Genomic DNA, 23,449 nt, shown 5'->3' on the forward strand with positions numbered 1-23,449 from the left:
GGGGTCAGAGTGAATTTCGTGTCGGGAGCTCACGGTTTGTAGAACAATCCGATCACGAAACTTCACTCTGACCCCTTTTCGCATGAGCGAGCCCGCGACGATCCGATTCAAGGCCACGCTGCGGCGCCCCGCACAACCGAAGGGCGCGACCTGGCGGTTCCTGGTCCTGCCTGCGGCCGCCAGCGCGAAGTTGCCGACCCGCAGCATGGTGAGCGTGCAAGGCACGCTGGCCGGGCAGCGCTTCCAGGCTACGCTGGAGCCGGATGGCGAAGGCAGTCACTGGCTGAAGGTCGAGAAGAAGCTGCACGAAGCCGCCGGCATCGGGCCTGGCGAGTCGGTGCAACTCGAGATCGCGCCGATGGCGAAGGAACCGGAACCGAAGCTGCCCACCGACCTGCGCGCAGCACTGGCCGCGAACGCCGCCGCCACGGCGACGTGGAAGGACATCACGACCGTCGCGCGACGCGACTGGATCCACTGGATCACCTCCGGCAAGAGAGCGGAGACGCGGGTGAAGCGGATCGACGTGGCCATCGACAAACTGGCTTGCGGCAATCGCCGCGCCTGCTGCTTCGATCGCTCCGGCAAGTACAGCAAGGGCAACATGGGCGCGCCGGAAGCGGCTGCGGAAAAGGGGTCAGAGTGAATTTCCTGCCGAGTAATTCAGATCGCTCGGAAGATTCGATCAGGAAACTTCACTCTGACCCCTTTTCCTGCACCACCCGCCGCATCCGCGAAAAAGGATAGCCATTGCAGCCGGTCTTCGGCGTGTCGCGGCGGGCGATGTCCGCGCGCTCCGCATCGGCCTGCGTCGCGGCCTCCCAGGCGCTCAGGCAGAACGCCCATCTGTATGGCGGCATGCCCGGTAAAGCGATCCAGTCGATGCGTGTCCAGCGGCCTGCATCGCTACGATTAGTCGCATCGTTCTGCGCGATCAGGTACTGCGCATCGGGATGCCAGGCGACCACGCGATAGCGCGTGTCCGGCCGTTGCAGCCATTCGTTCGCATCGATGCGATGGCCGATGCCGTAATCGTCGACGAAATCGCCAAGCAACATCGATGGTGGCGTCGCGGCCTCGCGCGGCGCATGCGATGCGCAACTGGCCAGGCAAAGAAACGCAGATATCAGCAGCAGGCGGGAGATGCGCATCGACCGTCATCGATCCAGTGAGCAATGTGGTCATTAAACCGCGGATCAAGCGCGACTTCCGGCATCTTGCCGGTCGTGGCGCGCGCATTAGACTTCGCCGCATTCCCCGCAATGGAGTTCGCGATGAGCCAGTGGCACCTGCACGACCCCGCCAGCAACAACCGCCTGGGCCCGATGGATGTCGACGCGGCGCGCGCGCAGGCTGCGCGCAATCCGGCGCTGCTGGCATGGAAGGACGGCATGGGCGACTGGCTGCCGGTGCGCAACATCGCCGAGCTGGTCGATGGCGTACCGGGCGATCCGGCCGCAGCCCCACCGCCGCCGCCGCGCAATGGCGGCAAGGGCCGCGCCGACGAGATCGACTTCCGCATCCATGGCCAGGAAATGCAGTTCGTCGAGATCGAACTGGATCCGGGCGAGAGCGCCATCGCCGAAGCGGGCTCGCTGATGTTCAAGGACAGCGCGGTGCAGATGGACACCGTGTTCGGCGACGGCTCGGCCAGCGGCCAGTCGGGCGGCTTCATGGACAAGCTGCTGTCCGCCGGCAAGCGCGTGATCACCGGCGAGAGTCTGTTCACCACGATGTACACGCATAGCGGCAGCGGCAAGGCCAAGGTCGCGTTCGCCGCGCCGTATCCGGGCACGGTGATGGCGATGAAGCTGGACGAGCACGGCGGGCGCATCATCTGCCAGAAGGACAGCTTCCTGGCCGGCGCGCGCGGCGTGCAGGTCGGCGTGCACCTGCAGAAGAAGATCCTCACCGGCCTGTTCGGCGGCGAGGGATTCATCATGCAGAAGCTGGAAGGCGACGGCTGGGTGTTCATCCATGCCGGTGGCTGCGTGGTGGAACGCGAACTCGCCGCGGGCGAGCGCATCGATGTCGATACCGGCTGCGTGGTCGGCTACCACGCGACCGTGAACATGGACGTGCAGCGCGTCGCCGGCCTGAAGAGCATGTTCTTCGGCGGCGAAGGCGTGTTCCTGGCCACGCTCACCGGCCCCGGCAAGGTGTGGCTGCAGTCGCTGCCGTTCTCGCGCCTCGCCGGTCGCATGCTGGCCGCCGCGCCGCAGAACGGCGGCGCGCGCGGTGAAGGCTCGGTGCTGGGCGGGATCGGCCGGATCCTGGACGGCGACAACTCGTTCTGACAGCGCAGCGGACGATCAGGGCAAGGGCAGCGCCAGGATGCGATGCCCGTGCCGACCTGGCGGTGCGGGCGTCACCGCATCGTTCGCGAACATCTGCAGGTTGGGATCGGCGACCAACAGGAAGCGGCGACCGACCACCACGCCGGTGGTCGGGTTGCGCAGGTCGGGATGCTGGCGCAGCAGTAGGTGCAGATCCTCGACATGCGCGGATGCCGGGTTGATGCGGAACCGCCACACCCGCCCACGCCCGACCAGGTTCTGGATCGCGACGATGTGCTCGCCATCGCGGGCTAGGCCATCCATGCCGCCGAGGTAGCGGCCACCTGGGGTGGTGATCCGGCGCTTGCGCATCGGTGCCGGTGCCGACGGATCGACGAGCCACAGCGCATGGAAATCGCTGACGACCAACGCCCTATCAGCGAGGGCGACGATGCCGTTCGGGCCTTCGAAACTTCCTGCGGGCAACACCGGCTGCAACGTGGGTGAGTCAGAGGAAGGATCAAGCAGGTAGACCGTGCCGGAGATGCTGTCGGTCACCGCAATGCGGCCATCGGGCAGCAGGTCGAGGTCGTTCAGCAGTCCCGCATTGGCAGGTGCGTACGAAGCGAGCACGCGACCGGTGGCGAGGTCGATGCGCGACAACCGCGTCTCACCCGCTTTTGCCGATGCTGCGTCGCGCATGAACGGCGCGGTCGCGCTGGCGACCCACAGCACATCGCGTTCGGCATCGACATCCATGCCCAGCACCGCGAGCAGGTGGTCATCTCCAGGCGGCAACACGTCGCTGCAACGGCCATCGGCATCGACCGCGATCACGTTGCGTCGGCGGCCGCTGGACATCAGGAAACGGTCGCGCGCGCTGTCGTATGCGGTGCCCTCCGGCAACACGTCGAGGCACTGCGTCTCGGCGTGCAGCACGGGCGTGCCGATGACGCTCGCGGCTTCCAGGCGCCGCGCGATCTCGTGGTAATCCGCGCGATCCGCCAAGGACGCGAAGTCGGCAGGCTCCAGCGCGTCGTCGAAGCCGGCATCGACCAGTTTGCGCAGGTAGGCGATTGCGCGATCGCCGTCGCCCGCGTTCGCAGCGGTGCGTGCGGCATGGTGGAGCGCACCGATGTGTGCCGGTTCGCGCGCGATCAGGGCATCGAGTGCGGCGTAGCGATCATCGCCGTCACTCCGCGCGTGACCGATGCCGGCGACGGACAGCAGCAATGCAGCAAGGACGAATGTCGACGACGGCATGTGCGATTTCCGCAGGGCGTGCGGCGATTGTTCGCGTATGCCGCGCACGTGGCCAGTGGCATCACACCTGGAATGGCGAATGCGATGCGATTGATTCGATCCGGCAAAGTTGCCGGTGAGGTGGTGCGCTCGACGCGTCGGCGGGCGTCAGTGCCGCTCCAGCGCGCGCGCGCCGACCAGGATCATCCGCACCATCTGCGAGAGCTGCTCGACCACTTCGGCGTCGCGGTCGGCCGGGCGGTCCAGTGCGGCCGCGCCCATCGCGAACGCGAGGCGGGTGATCGCCTTCGCGGCCAGCGCGGGTTCGTGCAGGGTCACGCCGTCGGCCTTGGCGAAGCGGATCAGGTCGATCCGCAGTTCTTCCTCGAAGAACCCCAGTTCGCGGTCGACCGCGCTCTTGAACGCGTCGGAGCCGACCGTGCCTTCGCGCAACAGCACGTGCAGCAGGCGGTCGTCGGCGCGCAACTGTTCCATGAAGGCCTCGACCGAGCCATGCACCAGGCTGCGTCCGCTGGCGGCGCGATGGCGCGCGGCACCGACGATCCGCCGCAGCGATTGCCCGGCGAGGTCGATCAATGCCACCGCGAGCTCGTCGATGTCGCGGAACTGGCGATAGAAGCTGTTGGGCGCGATGCCGGCCTCGCGTGCTACCTCGCGCAGGCTGAGGCTGGACACGCTGCGGTGCGGGCCGATCAGGCGCAGGGCCGCGGCCAGCAGGTCCTCGCGGGAAATCGCGGCCTTGCGGACGGCGTGGCCGGTGTCGGGACTGGCGTCGGAAGCGGCGGCTTGGGTCAAGGCGAAGGCCATGAAAGGCAGTGCCGGATCATATCGGCATTCGTCAATGCACAACTGTATAGACATATGTGCATTCACGTGTATATTGGCCGCCATGAACGCTGCACTCCAGGTCCGTCCGCGCCCCGCCTCCCGCCTCCTGAAAGGGATTGCCGAGGTCATGGCCCCTCCGCAGTCGCTGGAGTTCTGGGCCGACCGCCTGCTGCCCGGCGCGAATGCGGGGCGGGCGAAGGTGATCGAGCGCCGCCGGGAATCGGCCGACGCGGTCACCCTGGTCCTGCAACCCGGCCGCGGTTGGGGCGGGTTCCAGCCCGGACAGCACGTCAGCATCGGGGCCGAAGTCGACGGTCGGCGCGTCCGTCGCAGCTACAGCCCGACCGGCATCCCGCGCGCGGACGGCCGCATCGCGATCACCGTGAAGCGGATGGCAGGCGGCAAGCTGAGCCAGCATCTGTGCGATCACGCGCCGGTCGGCACCTGGCTGGACATCGGCCCGGCCTTCGGCGAGATGACGCTGCCGACACGAGCCGATGCGCCGTTGTTGTTCCTCGCCGCCGGCAGCGGGATCACGCCGCTGCTGTCGATGACCCGCGCGTTGGCGGAACGCGGCATGCCGGTGGCGGTGACCCTGCTGTATTGGGCGCGACGTCGCGAGGAACTGTGCTTTGTCGACGAATTGCGCGGACTCGCCTGCGACCTGCCCGGCTTCGACGTGCGATTCATGCTCACGGGCGATGCCGCGACGGGGCACGATGAAGGCAGCGGTCGCATCGATGCCGCGCAGCTCGCGTTGCATGTGCCCGACCTTGCACGGCGTCGCGTGTTTGCCTGCGGCCCGAACGACTTCGTGGAAGCGGCGCGTGTGTTGGCCGCAGCGCATGCCGTGGCTTTCGACAGCGAAGCCTTCTCCCCGCCGCGCCTCGTCGACGACGACGCAGACAGCAACGGCGACGTGCAGATCACCCTGGCCGCCAGCCAGCGCGTGCTGACCTTGCCGCGTGGCAGTTCGTTGCTTGAAGGACTGGAGGCGGCGGGTGTGTCGCCGGCATCCGGTTGTCGCATGGGCATCTGCAACACCTGCGCCTGCGGCAAGCGCGCGGGTACCACCCGCCACCTGCATACCGGCGATGTCGAGCACGAACCGGTGACCGCCCTGCGCCTGTGCGTCAACCGTGCCGCAACCGATCTGATCCTCGACCTGTGACCGCCATGACCCGAAACCGCCTGCTGACGCCTTCGGAACTCGACGCTTTCGGCAACGAACTCGACGCCGTGCGTGCGCGCACCGTCGCGACATTGGGCCAGCGCGATGCCGATTACATCCGCCGCGTTGCTGCCGCGGTGCGCTGGATCGGACTGGCCGGTCGCCTGCTGTTGCTGGGCGGAGCGATCGGCGGTGCATTCGTGCCGGTATTGCTGTGGCCGCTGTGCATCGCCGGCACGTTGTTGCTGGCGCTGTCGAAGATCCTCGAAAACATGGAACTCGGCCACAACGTGATGCACGGGCAGTTCGACTGGATGGGCGACCCGCAGCTCAACGGCCAGGCCTACGAATGGGACATCGCCGGCACCAGCGACAACTGGCGCAAGACCCACAACCACCAGCACCACACGTGGACGAACGTGCGTGGAATGGACGACGACATCGGCTACGGTCTGCTGCGGCTGTTCCCGGAGCAGCGCTGGAAGCCGTTCCACCTCTTCCAGCCGGCCATCGCGGTGGTGTTCGCGGTGCTGTTCGAATGGGGCATCGCGATCCAGGACCTGCGCCTGGGGCGCTGGTTCGCCGGCAAGCTGCGCTTGGCCCAGCTGCGCGAACAGTTCCGCCCGGTTGGTCGCAAGATGGGCAAGCAGGTGTTGCGCGATTACGTGCTGTGGCCGTTGCTGGCCGGCCCGTGGTTCCTGCCGGTGCTGCTCGGCAACATTGTCGCCAATGTGCTGCGCAATCTCTGGACCTACACGGTGATCTTCTGCGGTCATTTCACCGCGGATGCCGAAACCTTTTCGCGCGAGTCGGTGCGCAGCGAATCGCGCGGCCAGTGGTACCTGCGCCAGTTGCGCGGTTCATCCAACCTCACCGGCGGCCGTGTGATGAACCTGATGACCGGCAACCTCAGCCACCAGATCGAGCACCATTTCTTCCCCGATATCCCGGCGAACCGTTACGCCGCGATGGCGGTGGAGGTGCGCGCGATCTGCGCGCGCTACGGCCAGCACTACAACACCGGGTCGATGCCGGTGCAGTTCGGGCAAGTCGTCTGGCGGATCCTGCGGCATGCCCTGCCGAGCCGGCCGCGGGCGTCTGCGCCTGCGCCTGCGGCGAGCGCATGAGTGTCTTAGACGAAACTTCGTCGCCGCATCCGGGGTTTCGTCGCAAAGTGCTTGCAGCGGAATGGCTCGGCGTAGGGAATGGGGTCAGAGTGAAGTTTCCCGACATGGTTCTTTGATCCACCATTGGTCGGCGGGAAATTCACTCTGACTCCATTTCCATATTTCCATTCGCGAGACCCGAAGCCATGAAGACCCTGATCGCCCTGTCCGCCTGGTGCCTGCTGCTGGTGCTGTGCTGGCCGCTGGCGTTGCTGGCGCTGGTGTTGTGGCCGATCGCGTGGCTGTTGTCGCTGCCGTTCCGCCTGCTCGGCATCACGTTCTCGGCGCTGTTCGCGTTCCTGAGTGCGCTGCTCATGTTGCCGGCGCGTGTGCTGGGCTGGAAGCCGACGCCGTCGTCCGCGTCGATGGCGTGACTCGCACATACGCGAAGGGCAGGCGGTTGCCTGCCCTTCGCTGATCAAGGTCGCTGCGGACGTCAGCGTTGGCTGGTGTCGCGCCCGGGCGACTGCTTCGCGTCGCGGTTCTTGTCCAGGTCCTGCTGGTCGCGTGCCTGCCTGGCGGGATTGTTGCCGGCAAGCTGCTGGTCGCGTCCGTGCTGGTTCTGGTCCTTGTTGGTCTGCGGATTGTTCTGCGGGTTGGTGGGCATCGATTGCACTCCTGTGATGTACGTGGGGGTTGTACGTGGCCGTCCTGACCACGAGTGAAGGATGCGCCACTGCCCATTTGCGGATCGCGAAGAAAACGCAAAGATTGGATGAGGTGCCAGTCAGCTTGGTGACGGCACGGGTTGCCAGCTAATCGCGCTGCCTTCGTCAGCCTGCGGTGGATTCTTCCAGCGCGCGATAGCGGAAGTCGCGCAGGCGCACCGCGCCCTTGCCGATGGCGAACAAACCGACACGCAGGCTGAGAAAGCCGCCAAACACGTTGTGGTGCATGCCGGAGACTTCCATGCACGGTCCAGCTGCGGCCATCGTCCTGCGAATACTCGAAGGTGACCACGTGCGCGTTGTTGGTCATGCGCACGCGCACCGATCGTCTCGCGCGCGGCACGCGTGCCCATGGCAATTCCTCGGCGTACTGCCAGGTCTTGACGGTGTCCGCGGTGAAGCCCAGGCCGATGAAGGCTTTCGGGTTGTAGTACTGCAGCAGGCCGGCCTCGACGTCGCTGCCATCGAGTTCCATCGCCACCTCGACCTGGCAGGCGCGGTCGCCGACCTGGCAGACCAGCGGCGCACTTTGGCGGGCGATGTGCCCGACGCGGCAAGGATCAGCGCATCGCCATCGCGCGTGATGCGCTTGTCTTCGTCCGGGCCGGGTTGGTGAAAGCACCACTGCGTGCCGAAGCGTTCGGCCTCGAAGCCGCCGGATAACGCGGCACTGGCGGCGCCGGCCTTGCCGCCGGCGGGTTTGCGCAACGGCTTCGACAGATCACCACCCATCGCGCGGAACCAGCCGTCATCGGTCCACTCGACGGGTTCCAGCAAGGTCTGCCGGCCCAGTGTGCGAAAGCCATTCTCGTAGCCGTGATAGACCATCCACCAGTCGCCGGCCGGGCCTTCCACCAGGGTTGCGTGGCCACGCGACCACCATGGTTCGTCGGCGCTCAGCGTGCGCACCAGCGGATTGCGCGGGCAGTGTTCCCACGGGCCGTGCACCGAGCGCGAACGCGCGGCGATCACCATGTGGCCCGTTGCCGGGCCGGCGGTGCCGCCGACCGCGGTGACCAGGTAGAGCCAGCCGTCGCGCCACAGCAGTTTCGGGCCTTCGGGCGCGAAGTTCTCGGTGATCCAGTGCGCCGGATAGCGCCATGGCTGGTAGGCGTCCTGCAGCTCGCCGTCGGTGGCCAGGCCGTCGTCGCGCAGGCGGATCTTGCGGATCCCGTTGACGAACAGATAGCGCTTGCCGTCCTCGCCGACCACGTGGCCGGGATCGATGCAGCCGCGGATGCCGAGGTCGACCGGCGCGCTCCACGGCCCGCGGATGTCGTCGGTCCAGATCACGAAGATCGACCAGCCATCGCCGGTGGGGTTCGCCGGGATGTAGATGAAATAGCGATCGCCGTGCTTGCACAGGTCGACCGCCCAGATGTCGCCGAGGTGCGTGTGCAGCGCGGGGCCGACCGGCGCCCAGTTGACCAGATCGGTGGAATGCCAGAGCACCAGTCCCGGATACGAGAGGAACGACGAGAACGTCATGTAGTAATCGTCGCCATCCTTGAGGATGGTCGGATCCGGATGGTCGGCGGCGATGATCGGATTGAGGTAGCTGCCGTCGCCGAGGTCGGCCTTGCGCTGGCCTTCGATGCCGCGGCCCCACGTCGGCGTGCGCGAGGTGCAGGTCTCGGCCGATGCAGTGCCGGCGATGCCTTGCAGCGGCGCCGCGAGTGCGCCCACGGCCATCGCCTTGAACAGGTCCCTGCGGGTGGTCATCGGCGGTTCCGTGCAGTGCGTTGCGCGCATCTACCCACGGAAGGGCATCGGCATACCAGTCATGCGCTGGTGGAATAGCCGGCGGAAGGGAAATGGGGTCAGAGTGGATTTCCCGGTAAAAAAGGGGCCAGAGTGAAGTTTCCTGCACCCTCGCGCCGCGCTGAGAGACAGGTCCAAAAACCGCCTCACACACAAAAATTCAGACAGCCCCCGCCGCCGCGATCAGCTTGTCTTCCTGCTCGCGATCCAACTGTCCACGCGCCGTTCCAGCAGGTCCATCGGCATGGCACCGCCGCCGAGGATGGTGTCGTGGAAACCGCGGATGTCGAACTTCTCGCCGAGTTCGGTCTCGGCCTTCTTGCGCAACTGCTGGATCCTGATCATGCCGACCTTGTACGCGGTGGCCTGGCCGGGCATCACCAGGTAGCGCTGGATCTCCGACTTGATCGCCGCATCCGGTACCGAGCTGTTGGCGCGGAAGTAGTCGACCGCCTGCTGCTCGGTCCAGCCCTTGGCGTGCATGCCGGTGTCCACCACCAGGCGGATCGCGCGCCACATCTCCGACATCAATCGACCGTATTCCGAGTACGGCGTCTGGTAGGTCCCGGGCATTTCCTTGGCCAGCCATTCGGAATACAGGCCCCAGCCCTCCGTGTACGCGGTGTCGAAGGCCTGGGTGCGGAAGGTCGGCACGCCGGTGAGTTCCTGTGCGATCGATATCTGCATGTGATGGCCCGGCAGGCCTTCGTGGTACGCGATCACCTCGAGCTCGGTCTTCGGCATCGAGTTCATGTCGACCAGGTGCGCGTAGTACACGCCGGGGCGCGTGCCGTCCGGCGTGCCGGGGTAGTAATGCTGGGCGGCACCGGGCTGTTCACGGAAGGCCTCAACGCGCTTGACCACCAGGTCGGCCTTGGGCAGCAGGCCGAAGTAGTCCGGCAGGTGCTCCTTGATGTTGGCGATGTCGGCGCTGGCCTCGTCGATGTAGGCCTGGCGGCCTTCGTCGGTGTTCGGGAACAGCCGCTCCGGATCGGACTGCACGTGCTTGAAGAACGCCGGCAGGTCGCCCTCGACGCCCATGGTCTTCTGCACGGCTTCCAGTTCGCCGCGCAGGCGCGCGACCTCGGACAGGCCGAGCTGGTGGATCTCGTCGGCGGACATGCCGGTGGAGGTGTTGGTCTTCAACTGGTGCGCGTAGTACGCCGCGCCATTGGCATGTGTCGTTCCCACGCCGCTCGGATTCACCGCGGCTTTCGGCAGTTCCTCGCGGGCGAACGCGATGATCCGCTCGTAGGCCGGCTTGACGCTGTCGAGCAGCGCCTTGCGCGCTTCCGCCTTGAGCGCGGTGGCGCGTTCGGCGCTGACCTTGCCATCCTTCACCAGCGCATCGGCCTTGGCCTGCGCATCGGCCCACAGCGCGCTGTCCTTGCCGCCATCGAAGGGCGCACCGGCTATGATCTTGCTCGATTGGTCGATCACGCCTTCATAGGCGAACTTCGGCGGGCGGATGTTGTTGGCGGAGGACGCGCGCGCGCGCTCCAGCGCCTGGTCGAAGGCGGTGCCGAGCTTCTGCAGGCGGGCGATGTAGGCCAGGTAGTCCTTCTCGTCGGCGACCTTGTGGAAATTGATCAGGAAGGTGGGCGCGAAACTCTGCACGCCGCCCATCTGCTCGAACGGATAGCCGTTGCCGATGAAGGCCATGCCGTCGCGGGCGTTCTCGTACTGCTTCTTCCAGAGGTCGAACGACAACTGCGTTTCCGGATCCAGCGATTCGTATTTGAAGCCGGCTTCCATCTCCTTCACCGAGGCTTCCTGCCAGGCCAGCTGCTTGCGCATGCCGGCTTCCGACATGTCGTCGATCTGGTCGTACAGCTCCTTGCGGCCGAGCATGGTCAGCTGGATCGGGCTGAACTGCAGTTGTTCCTCGTACTTCTTCTCGAACCACGTGTTGAGCCGCGCGGATTCGGCCTTGACCTCTTCGGCGGTGGGCGCAGCGGCGGCCGTGGTCGCGGCAGGCGTGGTGTCGGCGGCGGGTTTCGAGCAGGCAGCCATGCCAAGGCCGAGGCTGAGGGAGACGGCAAGCGCGAGCGCTGAGCGGGGGAGGAAGGGCGGCATCGGGGGATCCTTGGGGGAGAAGGCAAGCGGATTGTGTGGCCTGCCGGACTGCGCTGCCTATGCGAATGGTCACGACGCCCGCCTCGCCGCGTGGAAATGCGCGGAGCGCAAGTTTCTATGCCGCTTGAGCATCGCGGGCGAGTCCGCGTGGCGTCCGCTGCCGCCGAGGCCTGCGGGTTACCATGGCGCTCCCGATTCCGCGAAGGCCGGCGGCCGCATGTCCGACAACCGCAACGACGATGTTCGCAACCAGGTCAGCCGCGCGCAGGCCGAGGACGCGGTGCGCACGCTGCTGCGCTGGTCCGGCGACGATCCGGCGCGCGAAGGCCTGCTGGACACGCCGAAGCGCGTGGCCAAGGCCTACGAGGACTGGTTCAGCGGCTACGCGCTGGATCCGGACGAGTACATGGCGCGCACCTTCGAGGAAGTCGCCGGCTACGACGAGATGATCGTGCTGCGCGACATCGAGTACGAAAGCCATTGCGAGCACCACATGGCGCCGATCATCGGCAAGGTGCACATCGGCTACCTGCCGGACGGCAAGGTCGTCGGCATCAGCAAGCTGGCGCGCGTGGTCGAGGCCTACGCGCGGCGTTTCCAGGTGCAGGAAAAGATGACCGCGCAGATCGCCAATTGCATCCAGCGCGCCTTGCATCCACGCGGCGTCGGCGTGGTGGTGGAGGGCGCGCACGAGTGCATGACCACGCGCGGCATCCACAAGCGCGGGGTGTCGATGGTGACCTCGAAGATGCTCGGCGGGTTCCGCGACGACGCGCGCACCCGCGCCGAATTCCTGCGTTTCATCGATGTCGGTGGCAAGCGCTGACGACCTGCTCGACGTGCTGGTGGTCGGCGCCGGTCCTGCCGGGCTGACCGCTGCCACGTATCTCGCACGTTTCCATCGGCGCTTCGTGGTGGTCGATGCCGGCAAGAGCCGCGCGCGCTGGATCCCGACCAGCCACAACTGCCCGGGCTTCCCCCACGGGATCGGCGGCGATGCCCTGCTCGGCAAGCTGCGCACGCAGGCCGAAGCGTTCGGTGTGTCGATCGAGGACGGCCGCATCGAACGGCTGCAGCGCGACGGCGAAGCATTCGTCGCCACTGCCGCGGACGGGCGCACGTGGTGCGCGCGCTTCGTGTTGCTGGCCACCGGCGTGGTCGACGTGATGCCGGCGATGGACGGGCTGGAGGTCGGCATTGCCTCGCACGCGGTGCGGCTGTGCGCGATCTGCGACGGCTACGAGGCCAGCGACGCCGACATCGCGGTGCTGGCACCGGTCGATGTCGGCATCCACCACGCGGCGTTCCTGCGCAGCTTCTCGCGCACCGTCGCGGTGGTGCCCAGCCAGGCCGGCGAGCCGTCGCCCGAATGCGCCGAAGTCGCCGAGCAGGCCGGCATCGAATTGCTGCCGCCTGCGCTGTCCATGCGTTGCGACGAGCACGGTTGCGAGGTCGAGACCGCCGCCGGCACGCGCCGCTTCGACACGCTGTATCCGGTGCTGGGCAGCGATGCGCAGTCGCGCCTGGCCAGCGAGCTCGGTGCGGCGGTGGACGACAACGCCGAACTGGTCGTGGACGCGCGCATGCAGACCAGCGTCGACGGGCTGTACGCGATCGGCGACGTGGTCAGCGCGCTCAACCAGATCAGCGTAGCGATGGGCCATGCTGCGATCGCGGCGTCCGCGTTGCATGGTCGACTTCCGGCCAACTGGCGCGAACGGCAGATTGACGTTTGATTTTGCCCGGATAAAATAAGCGCCTCGTTTTGGAGGCGCGCATGTCCAGTCCATCCCTGCGTTGCACCGCGTTTTCCGGCCCGCAACGGATCGCCAGCGGCGAACTCCGCCACGTCGCGATGAAGGCCAAGCAGGCCTTCGACCTGCATCCCGACCGGCCGGTGCTGGTGTTCGACGATGCCGACGCACGCACCATCGAAGTGCCGCTGGAGCTGCCCGCCGCCGACCTGCTGCGCCTGCTGGCGCAACCGCAACTCTCGGCCAGTGCGGATGCCGCGCCGGTGCCGCGCAAGCCGGGCCGACCGAAGCTGGGCGTGGTCGCCCGCGAGATCACCCTGCTGCCGCGTCACTGGGACTGGCTGGCCGCGCAGCCCGGTGGTGCGTCCGTCGCATTGCGCAAGCTGGTGGAGGAGGCCCGCAAGGTGTCCTCCGGCGACGACCGCCGCCGCGCCGCGCAGGAAGCCACGTTCCGCTTCATGCAGGCGATGGCCGGCGACGCGCCCGGCTTCGAGGACGCGGCGCGCGCGCTGTTCGCCGGCGACGTGGCCCGCTTCGAAGAGCAGGTGGCGCGCTGGGCCGACGATGTGCGCGACCACGCCACGTGGCTGGCCACGGACGCCTTCGGCAGCTGACAATCGCGCGCTGCCCGCGGCGCAACCTGTACATCCACCTCCACGCCGCTGCGTCATCGCAAGGCAACGGGATTCCACTTGAACGCACCCCTCGCGACGAATCCATTGAACGGCGGCGCACGCCAGGCCGCGCTGATCTTCATCTTCATCACCGTGCTGATCGACGTGCTGGCGTTCGGGGTGATCATCCCGGTGCTGCCGCACCTGGTGCAGGAATTCGTCGGCGGCGATACGTCCACCGCCGCGTACTGGACCGGTGCCTTCGCCTTCGCGTTCTCGCTGGTGCAGTTCTTCAGCGCGCCGATCCAGGGCGCGCTGGCGGATCGCTACGGCCGGCGCCCGGTAATCCTGATCTCGTGCCTCGGGCTGGGCCTGGATTTCATGTTCATGGCGCTGGCGCCGAGCCTGGCCTGGCTGTTCGTCGGCCGGATCATCTCGGCGGTGACCTCGGCCAGCTTCACCACCGCGAATGCCTACATCGCCGACGTCACCGCGCCGGAAGCACGCGCGAAGAGCTTCGGCATGATCGGCGCGGCGTTCGGGCTGGGCTTCATCATCGGCCCGCTGATCGGCGGCGTGCTCGGCGATATCGACCATCGCCTGCCGTTCTGGTTCGCGGCGGGGCTCGCCTTGCTCAACTTCTGCTACGGCCTGTTCGTGCTGCCGGAATCGCTGCCGAAGGAGAAGCGCACGCCGCGTTTCGACTGGACCCATGCCAAGCCGATGGGCGGGGTGAAGATGCTGCGCGAGTATCCGCAGATCTGGGGCCTGGTCGCGGTGGTGTTCATCGCCAACTTCGCCCACTACGTGTATCCGAGCACGTTCGTGCTGTTCGCCGATGCCGCCTACGGCTGGAAGGAAAAGCAGGCCGGCTATGTGCTGTCGGTGGTCGGCGTGCTCAGCGTGATCGTCAACGTGCTGCTGGTCGGCCGGCTGGTGAAGGCGCTGGGCGAACGCCGCGCGGTGCTGTTCGGCCTGGCCTGCGGCACCGTGGGCTTCTGCATCTACGGACTGGCTGGCAGCGGCTGGTGGTTCATGCTTGGCTTGCCGATCAGCGCGCTGTGGGCGATCGCCGCGCCGGCGACGCAGGCGCTGATTACCCAACAGGTGCCGGCCGATGCGCAGGGTCGCATCCAGGGTTCGATGAGCAGCCTGGTGTCGCTGGCCGGGATCTTCGCCCCGGCGGTGTTCGCCGGTTCGTTCGGGTTCTTCATCGGCCCGCACGCGCCGGTGCGGATGCCCGGCATCGCGTTCCTCATCGCCGCGCTGATGCTGGCGATCGCGGCGTTCGTGGCCTGGCGTTTTACCGATGCCGCGCACCTGCCGGCCAAGGCTGCGGACGAGCCCACAGCCTGACGTACGAAGCGATCAGCCGCAGCCGATGCGTTCGATGTTGCCGCTTGCGTCCTGGTACACGTTCACCCGGTCCTCGCGGTAATCCATCGTCACCGCCTGGCCTGGCTTGATCGAGCGCATGGTCTTCGCGCCGGAGGCCTTGAACGCGGCTTCGATATTGGCATCGCTGGCAGGCTTGCCGACGTAAGACTGCGCGGGTTCGGCATTGCAGGTGCCTATACCTGCGGTCGGTTCGTCGGCTGCGGGCTGCGAGGCGCAGGCTGCAAGCGCGAGCAGGGTGGGAAGCAGGAACAACGGGCGCAGCGACATGGGCGGATTCCCGGGACTGTGATGCAGCGAGCATGGTCGGACGCGGATTAACTGCGCGTACATGGCTTCCGGCAGGCGCGATCGCGCAACGACGTCCTAGGATGGACGATCACGTCCCGCCCTGGAGTTGCCCGATGCATCGTCGCCTGTTGCCCGTCGCCCTGTCCCTGTTGCTTGCCGGCGGCGCCCATGCGCAGGACGCATCGTCGATCCCCGCGCCGCGCGACGTGGCCTATGCGCCGGGCACGATCCGGCTCGACATCGATGCCACCAACCTCAACCAGCGCATCTTCAAGGTCAGGCAGACCATCCCGGTGCAATCGGGGCCGCTGACCTTGCTGTATCCGGCGTGGGTGCCGGGTGGGCATTCGCCGCGCGGCGCGATCGACAAGATCGCCGGGCTCACGTTCAAGGCGGGCAACCGCAAACTGGAGTGGAAGCGCGACACGCTGAACGTGCATGCCTTCCACCTGGACGTGCCGCAGGGCGTGTCCCAGATCACCGCGGAATTCGACTTCCTGACCGCGACCGGCAGCGGCCAGGGCCGCGTGGTGATGACCCCGCGCATGCTCAACCTGCAGTTCCTCTCCACCGTGCTGTACCCGGCCGGGCACTACGCAGGCAAGATCATGTTCGATCCGCGCGTCACCTATCCGGCCGGCTGGACCGCGTTCACCGCGCTGCACGAGCAGGGTCGCAGCGGCGACACGGTGGATTACCAGGACGTGCCGCTCGACATCCTGGTCGACTCGCCGGTCTACGCCGGTCGCCATGCGAAGAACATCGACCTCACCCCGGCCGGCAGCAAGGTGCCGGTGCGCCTGGGCGTGGTCGCGGATGCCGCGAAGTTCCTCGAAGCCAAGCCCGCGCAGGTCGCCATCCACAAGGCGATGGTCGAGCAAACGCTGAAGCTGTTCGGCGCGCAGCATTACGACCACTACCAGTTCCTGTTTTCGCTGTCGGGACAGATGGGCGGCAACGGCCTGGAGCACCAGCGTTCCAGCGAAAATGGCGTGGGTACCGACTACTTCACCGGCTGGAACGAAAAGGCCGGCTTCACCGACCTGCTGGCGCACGAGTTCGTGCACTCGTGGAACGGCAAGTACCGTCGCGGTGCCGACCTGTGGACGCCGAATTTCAACGTGCCGATGCAGGACAGCCTGCTGTGGGTGTACGAGGGGCAGACCCAGTTCTGGGGCAACGTGCTGGCTGCGCGCAGCGGCCTGCGCCCGCTGGCGGCCTCGCGCGATGCGCTGGCATTGGTCGCGGCGACGTATGCGGATAACCGCGCGGGCCTGCAGTGGCGCGGTATCCAGGACACCACCAACGACCCGATCGTGGTCGGCCGCGCTTCGCGTGCGTACCTGAACTACCAGATGAGCGAGGACTACTACCGCGGCGGCCAGATGATCTGGTGGGAAGCCGACGCGCTGATCCGCACGAAGAGCGGCGGACGCAAGTCGCTGGACGATTTCGCCCGCGCGTTCTTCGGGGTCAATGACGGCGAATGGAAAGTGCAGAACACCTACACCTTCGAGGACGTGGTGAAGACGCTGAACGGCGTGCAGCCGCACGACTGGACCACCTTCCTGCGCGATCGCCTGGACGGCAAGGTCGCCCTCACCGGCGGCATCGAGGCCAGCGGCTGGAAGCTGGTCTACAAGGACGAACCGAATGCCTACGCCAAGGCCAGTTCCCGCGGCGGCGGTGCCGATTACACCTATTCGCTGGGCCTGTCCTTGAACAAGGAAGGCGTGATCGGCGACGTGCGCTGGGACAGCCCGGCGTTCAAGGCCGGCATCGGCAGCGGCAGCACCGTGGTCGCGGTCAACGGCCTGGCCTACGACAAGGACGTGCTGGACGAAGCGGTGACCGCGGCGAAGACCGGCGCGCCGATCGAACTGATGCTGCGCGACTTCGACATCTACCGCACGATCAGGCTCGATTACCGCGGCGGCCTGCGCTATCCGCACCTGGAGCGCATCGAGGGCAAGCCCGACACGCTCACGCCGATGCTGACCGCACGCAAGTAACGACCGTCGTCGCAGATCCGTCGAAGCGCGCGCGGTCGTTCAGCTTCGACGCGCGCGTTCAGCGACATCAACGTGGCGTGGCGGTAAGGTCGCGCCATGCGCAAGCTCCGACTGCCCGCCACCGCGTGTGCGGCCGCCCTGCTGGCCGGCTGTGCCGGCCCGGCGACGCGTACCGACACCGTCACTGCGGCTCCCGTGATGGCACCGCCGCTTGTGGTCGCAGTCGCGCCGTCCGCGACCACGCCGATGCCGTCCTCGACGCTGGATCGCATCCGCCGCCTGGCGCCGGGTCTTGATCCTGGCGTGCTCGCGCTTGCCTTGGAGGCGCGCGCCTGCGCCCTGCGCAATGGCGAGGTCGATGACGAGGCCAAGCTCGCGGTGATCGACTACTCGCGGCCGTCCACCGAGAAGCGCCTGTGGGTGTTCGACGTGGCGGGCGATGCATTGCTGTTCAACGAACACGTGGCCCACGGTTCCGGCACCGGCGACAACATCGCGAAGCGCTTCTCCAACGAGGACGGCAGCCACGCCACCAGCCTGGGCCTGTTCCGCACCGCCGAGACCTACCAGGGCGGCAACGGCTATTCGCTGCGCATGGATGGACTCGATCCCGGCTTCAACGATCACGCGCGTTCTCGCGCCATCGTCATGCACGGCGCCTGGTACGCGAATCCCGAGCTGATCCGCACGCAGGGACGGCTCGGTCGCAGCCAGGGTTGCCCGGCCTTGCGCGAGCAGGTGGCGAAGGTCGTCATCGACACCCTCAAGCAGCGCCAACTGCTGTTCTCCTACGCCGACGACGCCGCGTTCCTGCAACGCGGCCGCAGCTTCGCCTGCGATGGCCGCAGCGCCGGGCAGATCCTCGCCGCCGCGCGCGCAGGCACGCTGGGTGCTGGCGCTGCTGTGGGTGCGGTCGCCGCGCCCTGATTCAAGCGAAGCGACGGCGCGCGGCGTCGAGTTTCTGCAATTGCATGGCGGCGATGTCGCGGAACGTGGCGGTAATGCCTTCGCTCGCTGCAACACGCGTCCAGAACCGCATCGCCATATCGGCCGCCGACAGCCAGTCCGTATGGTGTTCCGGCAGCGGCGCGGGAATGTCCAGCGTACGCGGCACGATTTCGCCGGTGGAAGCGGGTCGCAACGCCATCGGCAACATGTCGTAGCTGGGTGCCAACGCCAGCGGGCGCGCGTCGGCCAGGATCAGGCTGGCGTTGCCCAGGTGCATGTCGCTGTTCCCGATCAATGCACCGAACCAACCGCGCAATGCGAGTGTCCGCGCATCGTCCGCAGCCAGCCAGCCATCGCGCTGCAGTTGCGGCGCGAACTTCCACCAGTCGATGCGGCCGTGGCCGTAATACGCGGCATCCAGCGCGGCCAGCGACACCAGTCCGCGCCGGCCGAGCACGGGCGTGCGGTCGAAGCGGGTGGATTGCAGGAACACCCGGCCGTCGGCACGAATGAGTTCGCTTTCCGCGGCGGCGATACCGTGGTCGCGCAAGACCTCGCCCGCAAGATGTTCGCACTGCAGAAGATCCGCCCAGCGCTGGCCCGCTGGCGTGCTGCTGCGTTCGCTGAACTTGACGATCACCGCGCGCGTGCCGTCGTCGCCCTGCAACAACACGGTGAACTTCGGCTGTTCGCCGCCCGCGGACGAGCCGATGTCTTCGCCTGCGAGCGCTACTTCCGCGAATTCGGGATAACGGGTCGCGCGTTCCGACAGGGCGATCACATCGGGCGACAGCATCGCCTTCAGCGCGCGTTGCAGGGCATCTTCACCCATCACCAAGTCACCGGGTTCGTCTTCGCCATGGCGCAGCAGGGCTAGCACCACATCATCGGCCTGCCAGCGGACCAGGTCGTCGGGCGCACCGATGTCGGGCGCGACGCGACGCACGAACGCGCGACCCAGGAATCCCTGCGGGCGCTGGTCGTCGAGGAACCACGGCAGCCCGGGAAACAGGCCATCGGAAAAGCTGCCATGCACGAATGCTGGCAGCGGGTGCGCGGGTTCGAGGTGGAAGCCGCCGCCATGCAGTGCGCGCAGTTCGCCCAGCGGTGCGCCGCGACCTGCGTCGTCGATCCGGTAGAGCGGCCATCGGTTGCCGGCACGAGCAATGTCGTGGCCCAGCGCATAGCGGCTGGCGCGCGCGCGTCCGATGCGGACGATGCGATCCCCCGCCGCCGCCAGCAGGCGGGAGACGCTGGGTTGGCTGACGCCCAACGCCTGCCCCAAGGCCGCAGCGGTCAGTGGGCCGTTGCGGTGGAGCAGGTCTTCCAGTTGCATGGTTCGGGCATCCGCCATGCACCGATTGAATAGATAATTGAATAGATAATCAAGCCCGCTTCAGCGGACTGATACGGACTGATACGGACTGATACGGACTGATGCAGAATAGATATTGAATAGATTCAGGCCGCCTGCACCACCCGCAACGGGTTGACCCATTCCCTCAGCAACTCCGCTTCGCGGGCCTTGGCCTTGTGCAGGTGGGCTTCCTTGACGTGGCCATAGCCGCGGATCTGCTCGGGGATGCTGGCGATGTCGGCGGCCAGGTCGACGTTGCCGGCATCGAGCTTGTCGAACAGCGCGCTCACGGTCTTCTCATAGTCGCCGATCAGGGCGCGCTCGCTGCGGCGTTCGGCGGTGTAGCCGAAGATGTCGAGCGGGGTGCCGCGCAGGCCGCGCAGCTTCGCCATCAGGCCGAAAGCGGTGAGCATCCAGCTGCCGTATTCCTTCTTCAGCAGCTGGCCCTGCGCATTCTTCTTCGCGAACAGCGGCGGCGCGAGGTGGAATTTCAGCTTGTAGTCGCCTTCGAACTGCTGCGCCACGCGGCGCTTGAAGTCGCCGCTGGTGTACAGGCGCGCCACTTCGTACTCGTCCTTGTAGGCCATCAGCTTGAAGAAGTAGCGAGCCACCGCTTCCGACAGGTCGGTGCTACCCGGCGCCTTCGCGCTTTCGGTTGCGCGCACCTTGGCCACGAAATCGGAATAGCGCCTGGCGTACTTCGCGTTCTGGTATTCGGTGAGGAAGGCCACGCGGCGCGCGATGACCTCGTCCAGCGACCGCGAGAGGCGTGCATCGTCCAGGGGTAGGAAGGCGATGTCGCTGCCCGCATTGGCCGGCACGTGGCGGAGTTCGTCCTCGCGGCGCAGGTCGGCGGCGAACGGGGTGAGGCCGGACTCGCCGGCATCGTTGTTGGTGGCGCCGAGCAACGGCAACGGCAACGCAGTGCGTTCCGCAGTGGTCGGCGCATTGCGGACGATGCCGGCGGCCTCGACCACCGAGGCGAGGTCGACCATGGCGAGGCGACCCCACGCGAACGCGGTCTTGTTCATCTCCACCGCGGCGCCGTTGAGTTCGATCGCGCGCATCAGCGCGTCGAACGAGATCGGCACCAGTCCCTGCTGCCAGGCGTAGCCGAGCATGAACAGGTTGGCGGCGATCGCGTCGCCCATCAACGCGGTGGCGATGTGCGTCGCGTCGATCAGCAGCGGCACCTCGCCGTTGAGCGCGGAGCTCACCGCCTTGACGATGTCGGCGGCCGGGAACTGCATGTCCGGGCGCGTGGTGAAGGTGCCCGGCATCGCCTCGTAGGTGTTCATCACCACGGTGCTGCGCTCGGGGCGGATCTTCGACAGCACCCAGTAGTCGTTGACCACCACCATGTCGCAGCCCAGCACCAGGTCGGCCTCGCCGGCGGCGATGCGCACGGCGTGGATGTCGGCCGGCGACTTGGCGATGCGGATATGCGTGGTCACCGCGCCGCCCTTCTGGGCCAGGCCGGTCTGGTCGAGCACGCTCGAGCCCTTGCCTTCCAGGTGCCCGGCCATGCCCAGCAACGCGCCGATGGTCACCACGCCGGTGCCGCCGACGCCGGTGATCAGGATGTTCCAGGGCTGCGACAGGTCGCTGCGGATTTGCGGCGCTGGGATCGAGGCCAGCTTGTCGGCCGCGTTCACTTTCTTGCCCTTGCGCGGCTTGCCGCCGTGCACGGTGACGAAGCTCGGGCAGAAGCCCTCGACGCAACTGTAGTCCTTGTTGCAGTTGCTCTGGTCGATCTCGCGCTTGCGGCCGAACTCGGTGTCCTTCGGCAGCACGCTCACGCAGAAACTCTTCTGGCCGCAGTCGCCGCAGCCTTCGCAGACCAGTGAATTCACGACCACGCGCTTCTGCGGATCGACCACCTTGCCGCGCTTGCGACGGCGGCGCTTTTCCGTCGCACATGTCTGGTCGAAGATCAGGATCGAGACGCCCTTCACCTCGCGCAGCGTCTTCTGCACGGCATCGAGTTCGCGACGGTCGTGGAAGCTCACGCCGTTCGGGAAGATCGACGGATCGGTCCACTTGTCGATGTCGTCGCTGAGCAGGACGATGGTCTGCACGCCTTCCGCGCGCATCTGGTGGGCGATCTGCGGCACGGTCAGGGTGCCGTCGACCGGCTGGCCGCCGGTCATCGCCACTGCGTCGTTGTAGAGGATCTTGTAGGTGATGTTGACGCCGGCCGCGATCGACTGGCGGATCGCCAGCGAGCCGCTGTGGAAATAGGTGCCATCGCCCAGGTTCTGGAAGATGTGCGGCGTCTCGGTGAACGCCGCCTGGCCCGCCCAGGTCACGCCTTCGCCGCCCATGTGGGTGAAGGTGTCGGTGCTGCGGTCCATCCACGTCACCATGTAATGGCAACCGATGCCGCCCTGTGCGCGCGAACCTTCCGGCACCTTGGTGCTGCTGTTGTGCGGGCAGCCGCTGCAATAATGCGGGACGCGCGGGAAGTTGGCGCGCGGCAATGCGAGCTCGCCTTCCTTGTTTTCCATCCAGCGCAGCACGTCGCGGATGTGTTCGCTGTCGTGGAAGCGCTGGATGCGCTTGGCCATCACGCCCGCGATGCGCGCCGGGGTCAGTTCGCCGGTGCTCGGCAGGATCCAATCGCCGGATTCGTCGTACTTGCCGACGATGCTCGGGCGCTGGCCATCGAAGTTGTAGAACAGTTCCTTCATCTGCGACTCGATGAAGGAATGCTTTTCCTCGACCACGAGGATGTCTTCCAGCCCGCGCACGAAGGCGCGGATGCCGACCGGTTCCAGCGGCCAGGTCATGCCGACCTTGTACACGCGGATGCCGAGGTCGCGGCAGGCGGCTTCGTCCAGGCCCAGGTATTCCAGCGCCTGCAGCACGTCGAGGTAGGACTTGCCGGTGGTGACGATGCCGAGCCGCGCATTCGGCGAATCCACCACGATGCGGTCGATGCCGTTGGCCCGCGCGAACGCCTGCGCGGCCTTGACCGCGTAACGGTGCAGGCGCATCTCCTGGTCCAGCGGCGGATCCGGCCAGCGGATGTTGAGGCCGCCCTGCGGCATCTCGAAGTCGGCATCGCCGGGCACCACGATCTGCATCGCGAACGGATCGACATCGACCGAGGCGGAGGACTCCACGGTCTCGGCAATGGTCTTGAAACCGACCCAGCGGCCGGTGAAGCGCGACATCGCGAAGCCGAGCAGGCCCATGTCGAGGATGTCCTGCACGCCGGCCGGGTTGAGCACCGGCATCATCGCGCTGACGAATTCGTGCTCGCTGCCGTGCGGCAGGGTCGAGCTGCGGCAGTTGTGGTCGTCCGCGGCCAGCGCCAGCACGCCGCCGTGCTTCGACGTGCCCGCCGCGTTCGCATGCTTGAACACGTCGCCGCAACGGTCCACGCCCGGGCCCTTGCCGTACCACATGCCGAACACGCCATCGTGCTTCGCGCCGGGGAACAGGCCGGGTTGCTGGGTGCCCCAGACCATCGTCGCGCCCAGGTCCTCGTTGAGGCCGGGGGTGAACTTCACCTTCGACGATTCCAGGTGCTTCTTGGCCCGCCACAACTCCAGGTCGAACCCGCCCAGCGGCGAGCCACGGTAGCCGCTGATGAAGCCGGCCGTATCCAGCCCCGCGCGCTCGTCGCGCAGCTTCTGCATCAGCGGCAACCGCACCAGCGCCTGCACCCCGCTCAGGTAGATGCGGCCCTGCGTGCGGCGGTACTTGTCCTCCAGCGTGTAGTCGGCATCGACCACCGAGTTGGTGAGCGCGGTGTTCGCCGAGGACGGCGAGGAGAGTTCGGCGGTGCTGGTCATGGAAACCCCGGGGCTGGCGACGCGCTGGCACGGTGTTGGAGCAAAGACCGGCCATTTTAGCAGTGGCCC

The 23,449-nt window shown here is 66.9% G+C and carries 19 protein-coding genes and 1 pseudogene; 11 read left to right on the top strand and 9 right to left on the bottom strand.

Going from position 1 to position 23,449, the window contains the following annotated elements; all coding sequences use genetic code 11:
• The first annotated feature begins 82 nt into the window (after positions 1-82).
• The gene (locus tag ACE3T8_RS00260; protein WP_374605843.1) at positions 83-646 is read left to right on the top strand and encodes a YdeI/OmpD-associated family protein; all 564 of its coding nucleotides are present in this window, start codon (positions 83-85) and stop codon (positions 644-646) included.
• Between the two features lie 49 nt (positions 647-695).
• On the opposite strand, the gene ACE3T8_RS00265 is transcribed toward ACE3T8_RS00260, so the two are convergent.
• Entirely contained in the window at positions 696-1,151 is a 456-nt protein-coding gene (locus tag ACE3T8_RS00265) for a hypothetical protein (RefSeq protein ID WP_374605845.1), read from the bottom strand.
• Between the two features lie 123 nt (positions 1,152-1,274).
• Between ACE3T8_RS00265 and ACE3T8_RS00270 the strand changes: the two genes are divergently transcribed.
• Complete coding sequence (locus ACE3T8_RS00270) at positions 1,275-2,297, top strand: TIGR00266 family protein (RefSeq protein WP_374605846.1); 1,023 nt, start codon at positions 1,275-1,277, stop codon at positions 2,295-2,297.
• Between the two features lie 15 nt (positions 2,298-2,312).
• On the opposite strand, the gene ACE3T8_RS00275 is transcribed toward ACE3T8_RS00270, so the two are convergent.
• Complete coding sequence (locus ACE3T8_RS00275; protein WP_374605847.1) at positions 2,313-3,539, bottom strand: hypothetical protein; 1,227 nt, start codon at positions 3,537-3,539, stop codon at positions 2,313-2,315.
• 147 nt (positions 3,540-3,686) lie between these two features.
• Positions 3,687-4,346, bottom strand: coding sequence for an HTH-type transcriptional repressor FabR (fabR, locus tag ACE3T8_RS00280; protein ID WP_374605849.1), 660 nt, complete (start codon positions 4,344-4,346; stop codon positions 3,687-3,689).
• 82 nt (positions 4,347-4,428) lie between these two features.
• Between fabR and ACE3T8_RS00285 the strand changes: the two genes are divergently transcribed.
• The 3 genes from ACE3T8_RS00285 (at position 4,429) to ACE3T8_RS00295 (ending at position 7,078) form a co-directional block, all read left to right on the top strand.
• On the top strand, positions 4,429-5,538 hold the full coding sequence (locus ACE3T8_RS00285) for a ferredoxin reductase (protein WP_374605851.1): 1,110 nt from the start codon (positions 4,429-4,431) through the stop codon (positions 5,536-5,538).
• A 5-nt stretch (positions 5,539-5,543) separates the two neighbouring features.
• Complete coding sequence (locus ACE3T8_RS00290) at positions 5,544-6,665, top strand: fatty acid desaturase (protein ID WP_374605852.1); 1,122 nt, start codon at positions 5,544-5,546, stop codon at positions 6,663-6,665.
• Between the two features lie 185 nt (positions 6,666-6,850).
• Positions 6,851-7,078 carry a hypothetical protein gene (locus tag ACE3T8_RS00295; RefSeq protein ID WP_374605854.1) on the top strand — a complete coding sequence of 76 codons (228 nt, stop codon included), beginning with the start codon at positions 6,851-6,853 and terminating at the stop codon, positions 7,076-7,078.
• Between the two features lie 62 nt (positions 7,079-7,140).
• Here ACE3T8_RS00295 and ACE3T8_RS00300 read toward each other — a convergent pair whose 3' ends face one another.
• From ACE3T8_RS00300 to ACE3T8_RS00310, 3 genes and pseudogenes are all read right to left on the bottom strand, one after another.
• Complete coding sequence (locus tag ACE3T8_RS00300; protein WP_374605855.1) at positions 7,141-7,311, bottom strand: hypothetical protein; 171 nt, start codon at positions 7,309-7,311, stop codon at positions 7,141-7,143.
• Between the two features lie 166 nt (positions 7,312-7,477).
• Positions 7,478-9,094: pseudogene (locus tag ACE3T8_RS00305) on the bottom strand (family 43 glycosylhydrolase).
• Positions 9,095-9,316: 222 nt separating this feature from the next.
• Complete coding sequence (locus ACE3T8_RS00310) at positions 9,317-11,209, bottom strand: DUF885 family protein (protein WP_374605856.1); 1,893 nt, start codon at positions 11,207-11,209, stop codon at positions 9,317-9,319.
• Between the two features lie 217 nt (positions 11,210-11,426).
• On the opposite strand from ACE3T8_RS00310, the gene folE reads away from it, so the two are divergent.
• The 4 genes from folE (at position 11,427) to ACE3T8_RS00330 (ending at position 14,933) form a co-directional block, all read left to right on the top strand.
• Entirely contained in the window at positions 11,427-12,035 is a 609-nt protein-coding gene (folE, locus tag ACE3T8_RS00315) for a GTP cyclohydrolase I FolE (protein WP_374605857.1), read from the top strand.
• Entirely contained in the window at positions 12,022-12,945 is a 924-nt protein-coding gene (locus ACE3T8_RS00320; RefSeq protein WP_374605858.1) for an NAD(P)/FAD-dependent oxidoreductase, read from the top strand. The genes folE and ACE3T8_RS00320 overlap by 14 nt, the downstream gene beginning before the upstream one ends.
• A 41-nt stretch (positions 12,946-12,986) precedes the next feature.
• Positions 12,987-13,577: a DUF2239 family protein gene (locus ACE3T8_RS00325; protein WP_374605860.1), complete on the top strand. Its 591-nt coding sequence runs from the start codon at positions 12,987-12,989 to the stop codon at positions 13,575-13,577.
• Positions 13,578-13,655: 78 nt separating this feature from the next.
• A complete protein-coding gene (locus ACE3T8_RS00330; RefSeq protein ID WP_374605861.1) occupies positions 13,656-14,933 on the top strand; it encodes a TCR/Tet family MFS transporter in 1,278 nt (425 codons plus the stop codon).
• A gap of 12 nt (positions 14,934-14,945) precedes the next feature.
• On the opposite strand, the gene ACE3T8_RS00335 is transcribed toward ACE3T8_RS00330, so the two are convergent.
• Positions 14,946-15,242 (bottom strand): I78 family peptidase inhibitor, encoded by a 297-nt coding sequence (locus tag ACE3T8_RS00335; RefSeq protein WP_374605863.1) that lies wholly within the window; start codon positions 15,240-15,242, stop codon positions 14,946-14,948.
• A 134-nt stretch (positions 15,243-15,376) separates the two neighbouring features.
• Between ACE3T8_RS00335 and ACE3T8_RS00340 the strand changes: the two genes are divergently transcribed.
• Positions 15,377-17,275: a M61 family metallopeptidase gene (locus ACE3T8_RS00340; RefSeq protein ID WP_374605864.1), complete on the top strand. Its 1,899-nt coding sequence runs from the start codon at positions 15,377-15,379 to the stop codon at positions 17,273-17,275.
• A 96-nt stretch (positions 17,276-17,371) separates the two neighbouring features.
• Positions 17,372-18,202, top strand: a complete 831-nt coding sequence (locus tag ACE3T8_RS00345; RefSeq protein ID WP_374605866.1) for a murein L,D-transpeptidase catalytic domain family protein — start codon at positions 17,372-17,374, stop codon at positions 18,200-18,202.
• A gap of 1 nt (position 18,203) precedes the next feature.
• On the opposite strand, the gene yjjJ is transcribed toward ACE3T8_RS00345, so the two are convergent.
• Both yjjJ and ACE3T8_RS00355 read right to left on the bottom strand, forming a co-directional pair.
• A complete protein-coding gene (yjjJ, locus tag ACE3T8_RS00350) occupies positions 18,204-19,577 on the bottom strand; it encodes a type II toxin-antitoxin system HipA family toxin YjjJ (protein ID WP_374605868.1) in 1,374 nt (457 codons plus the stop codon).
• Positions 19,578-19,684: 107 nt separating this feature from the next.
• Positions 19,685-23,380 (bottom strand): indolepyruvate ferredoxin oxidoreductase family protein, encoded by a 3,696-nt coding sequence (locus ACE3T8_RS00355; RefSeq protein ID WP_374605869.1) that lies wholly within the window; start codon positions 23,378-23,380, stop codon positions 19,685-19,687.
• Positions 23,381-23,449 lie beyond the last annotated feature (69 nt).

This window comes from Thermomonas sp. (genome assembly GCF_041919455.1).
Lineage (GTDB): Bacteria > Pseudomonadota > Gammaproteobacteria > Xanthomonadales > Xanthomonadaceae > Thermomonas.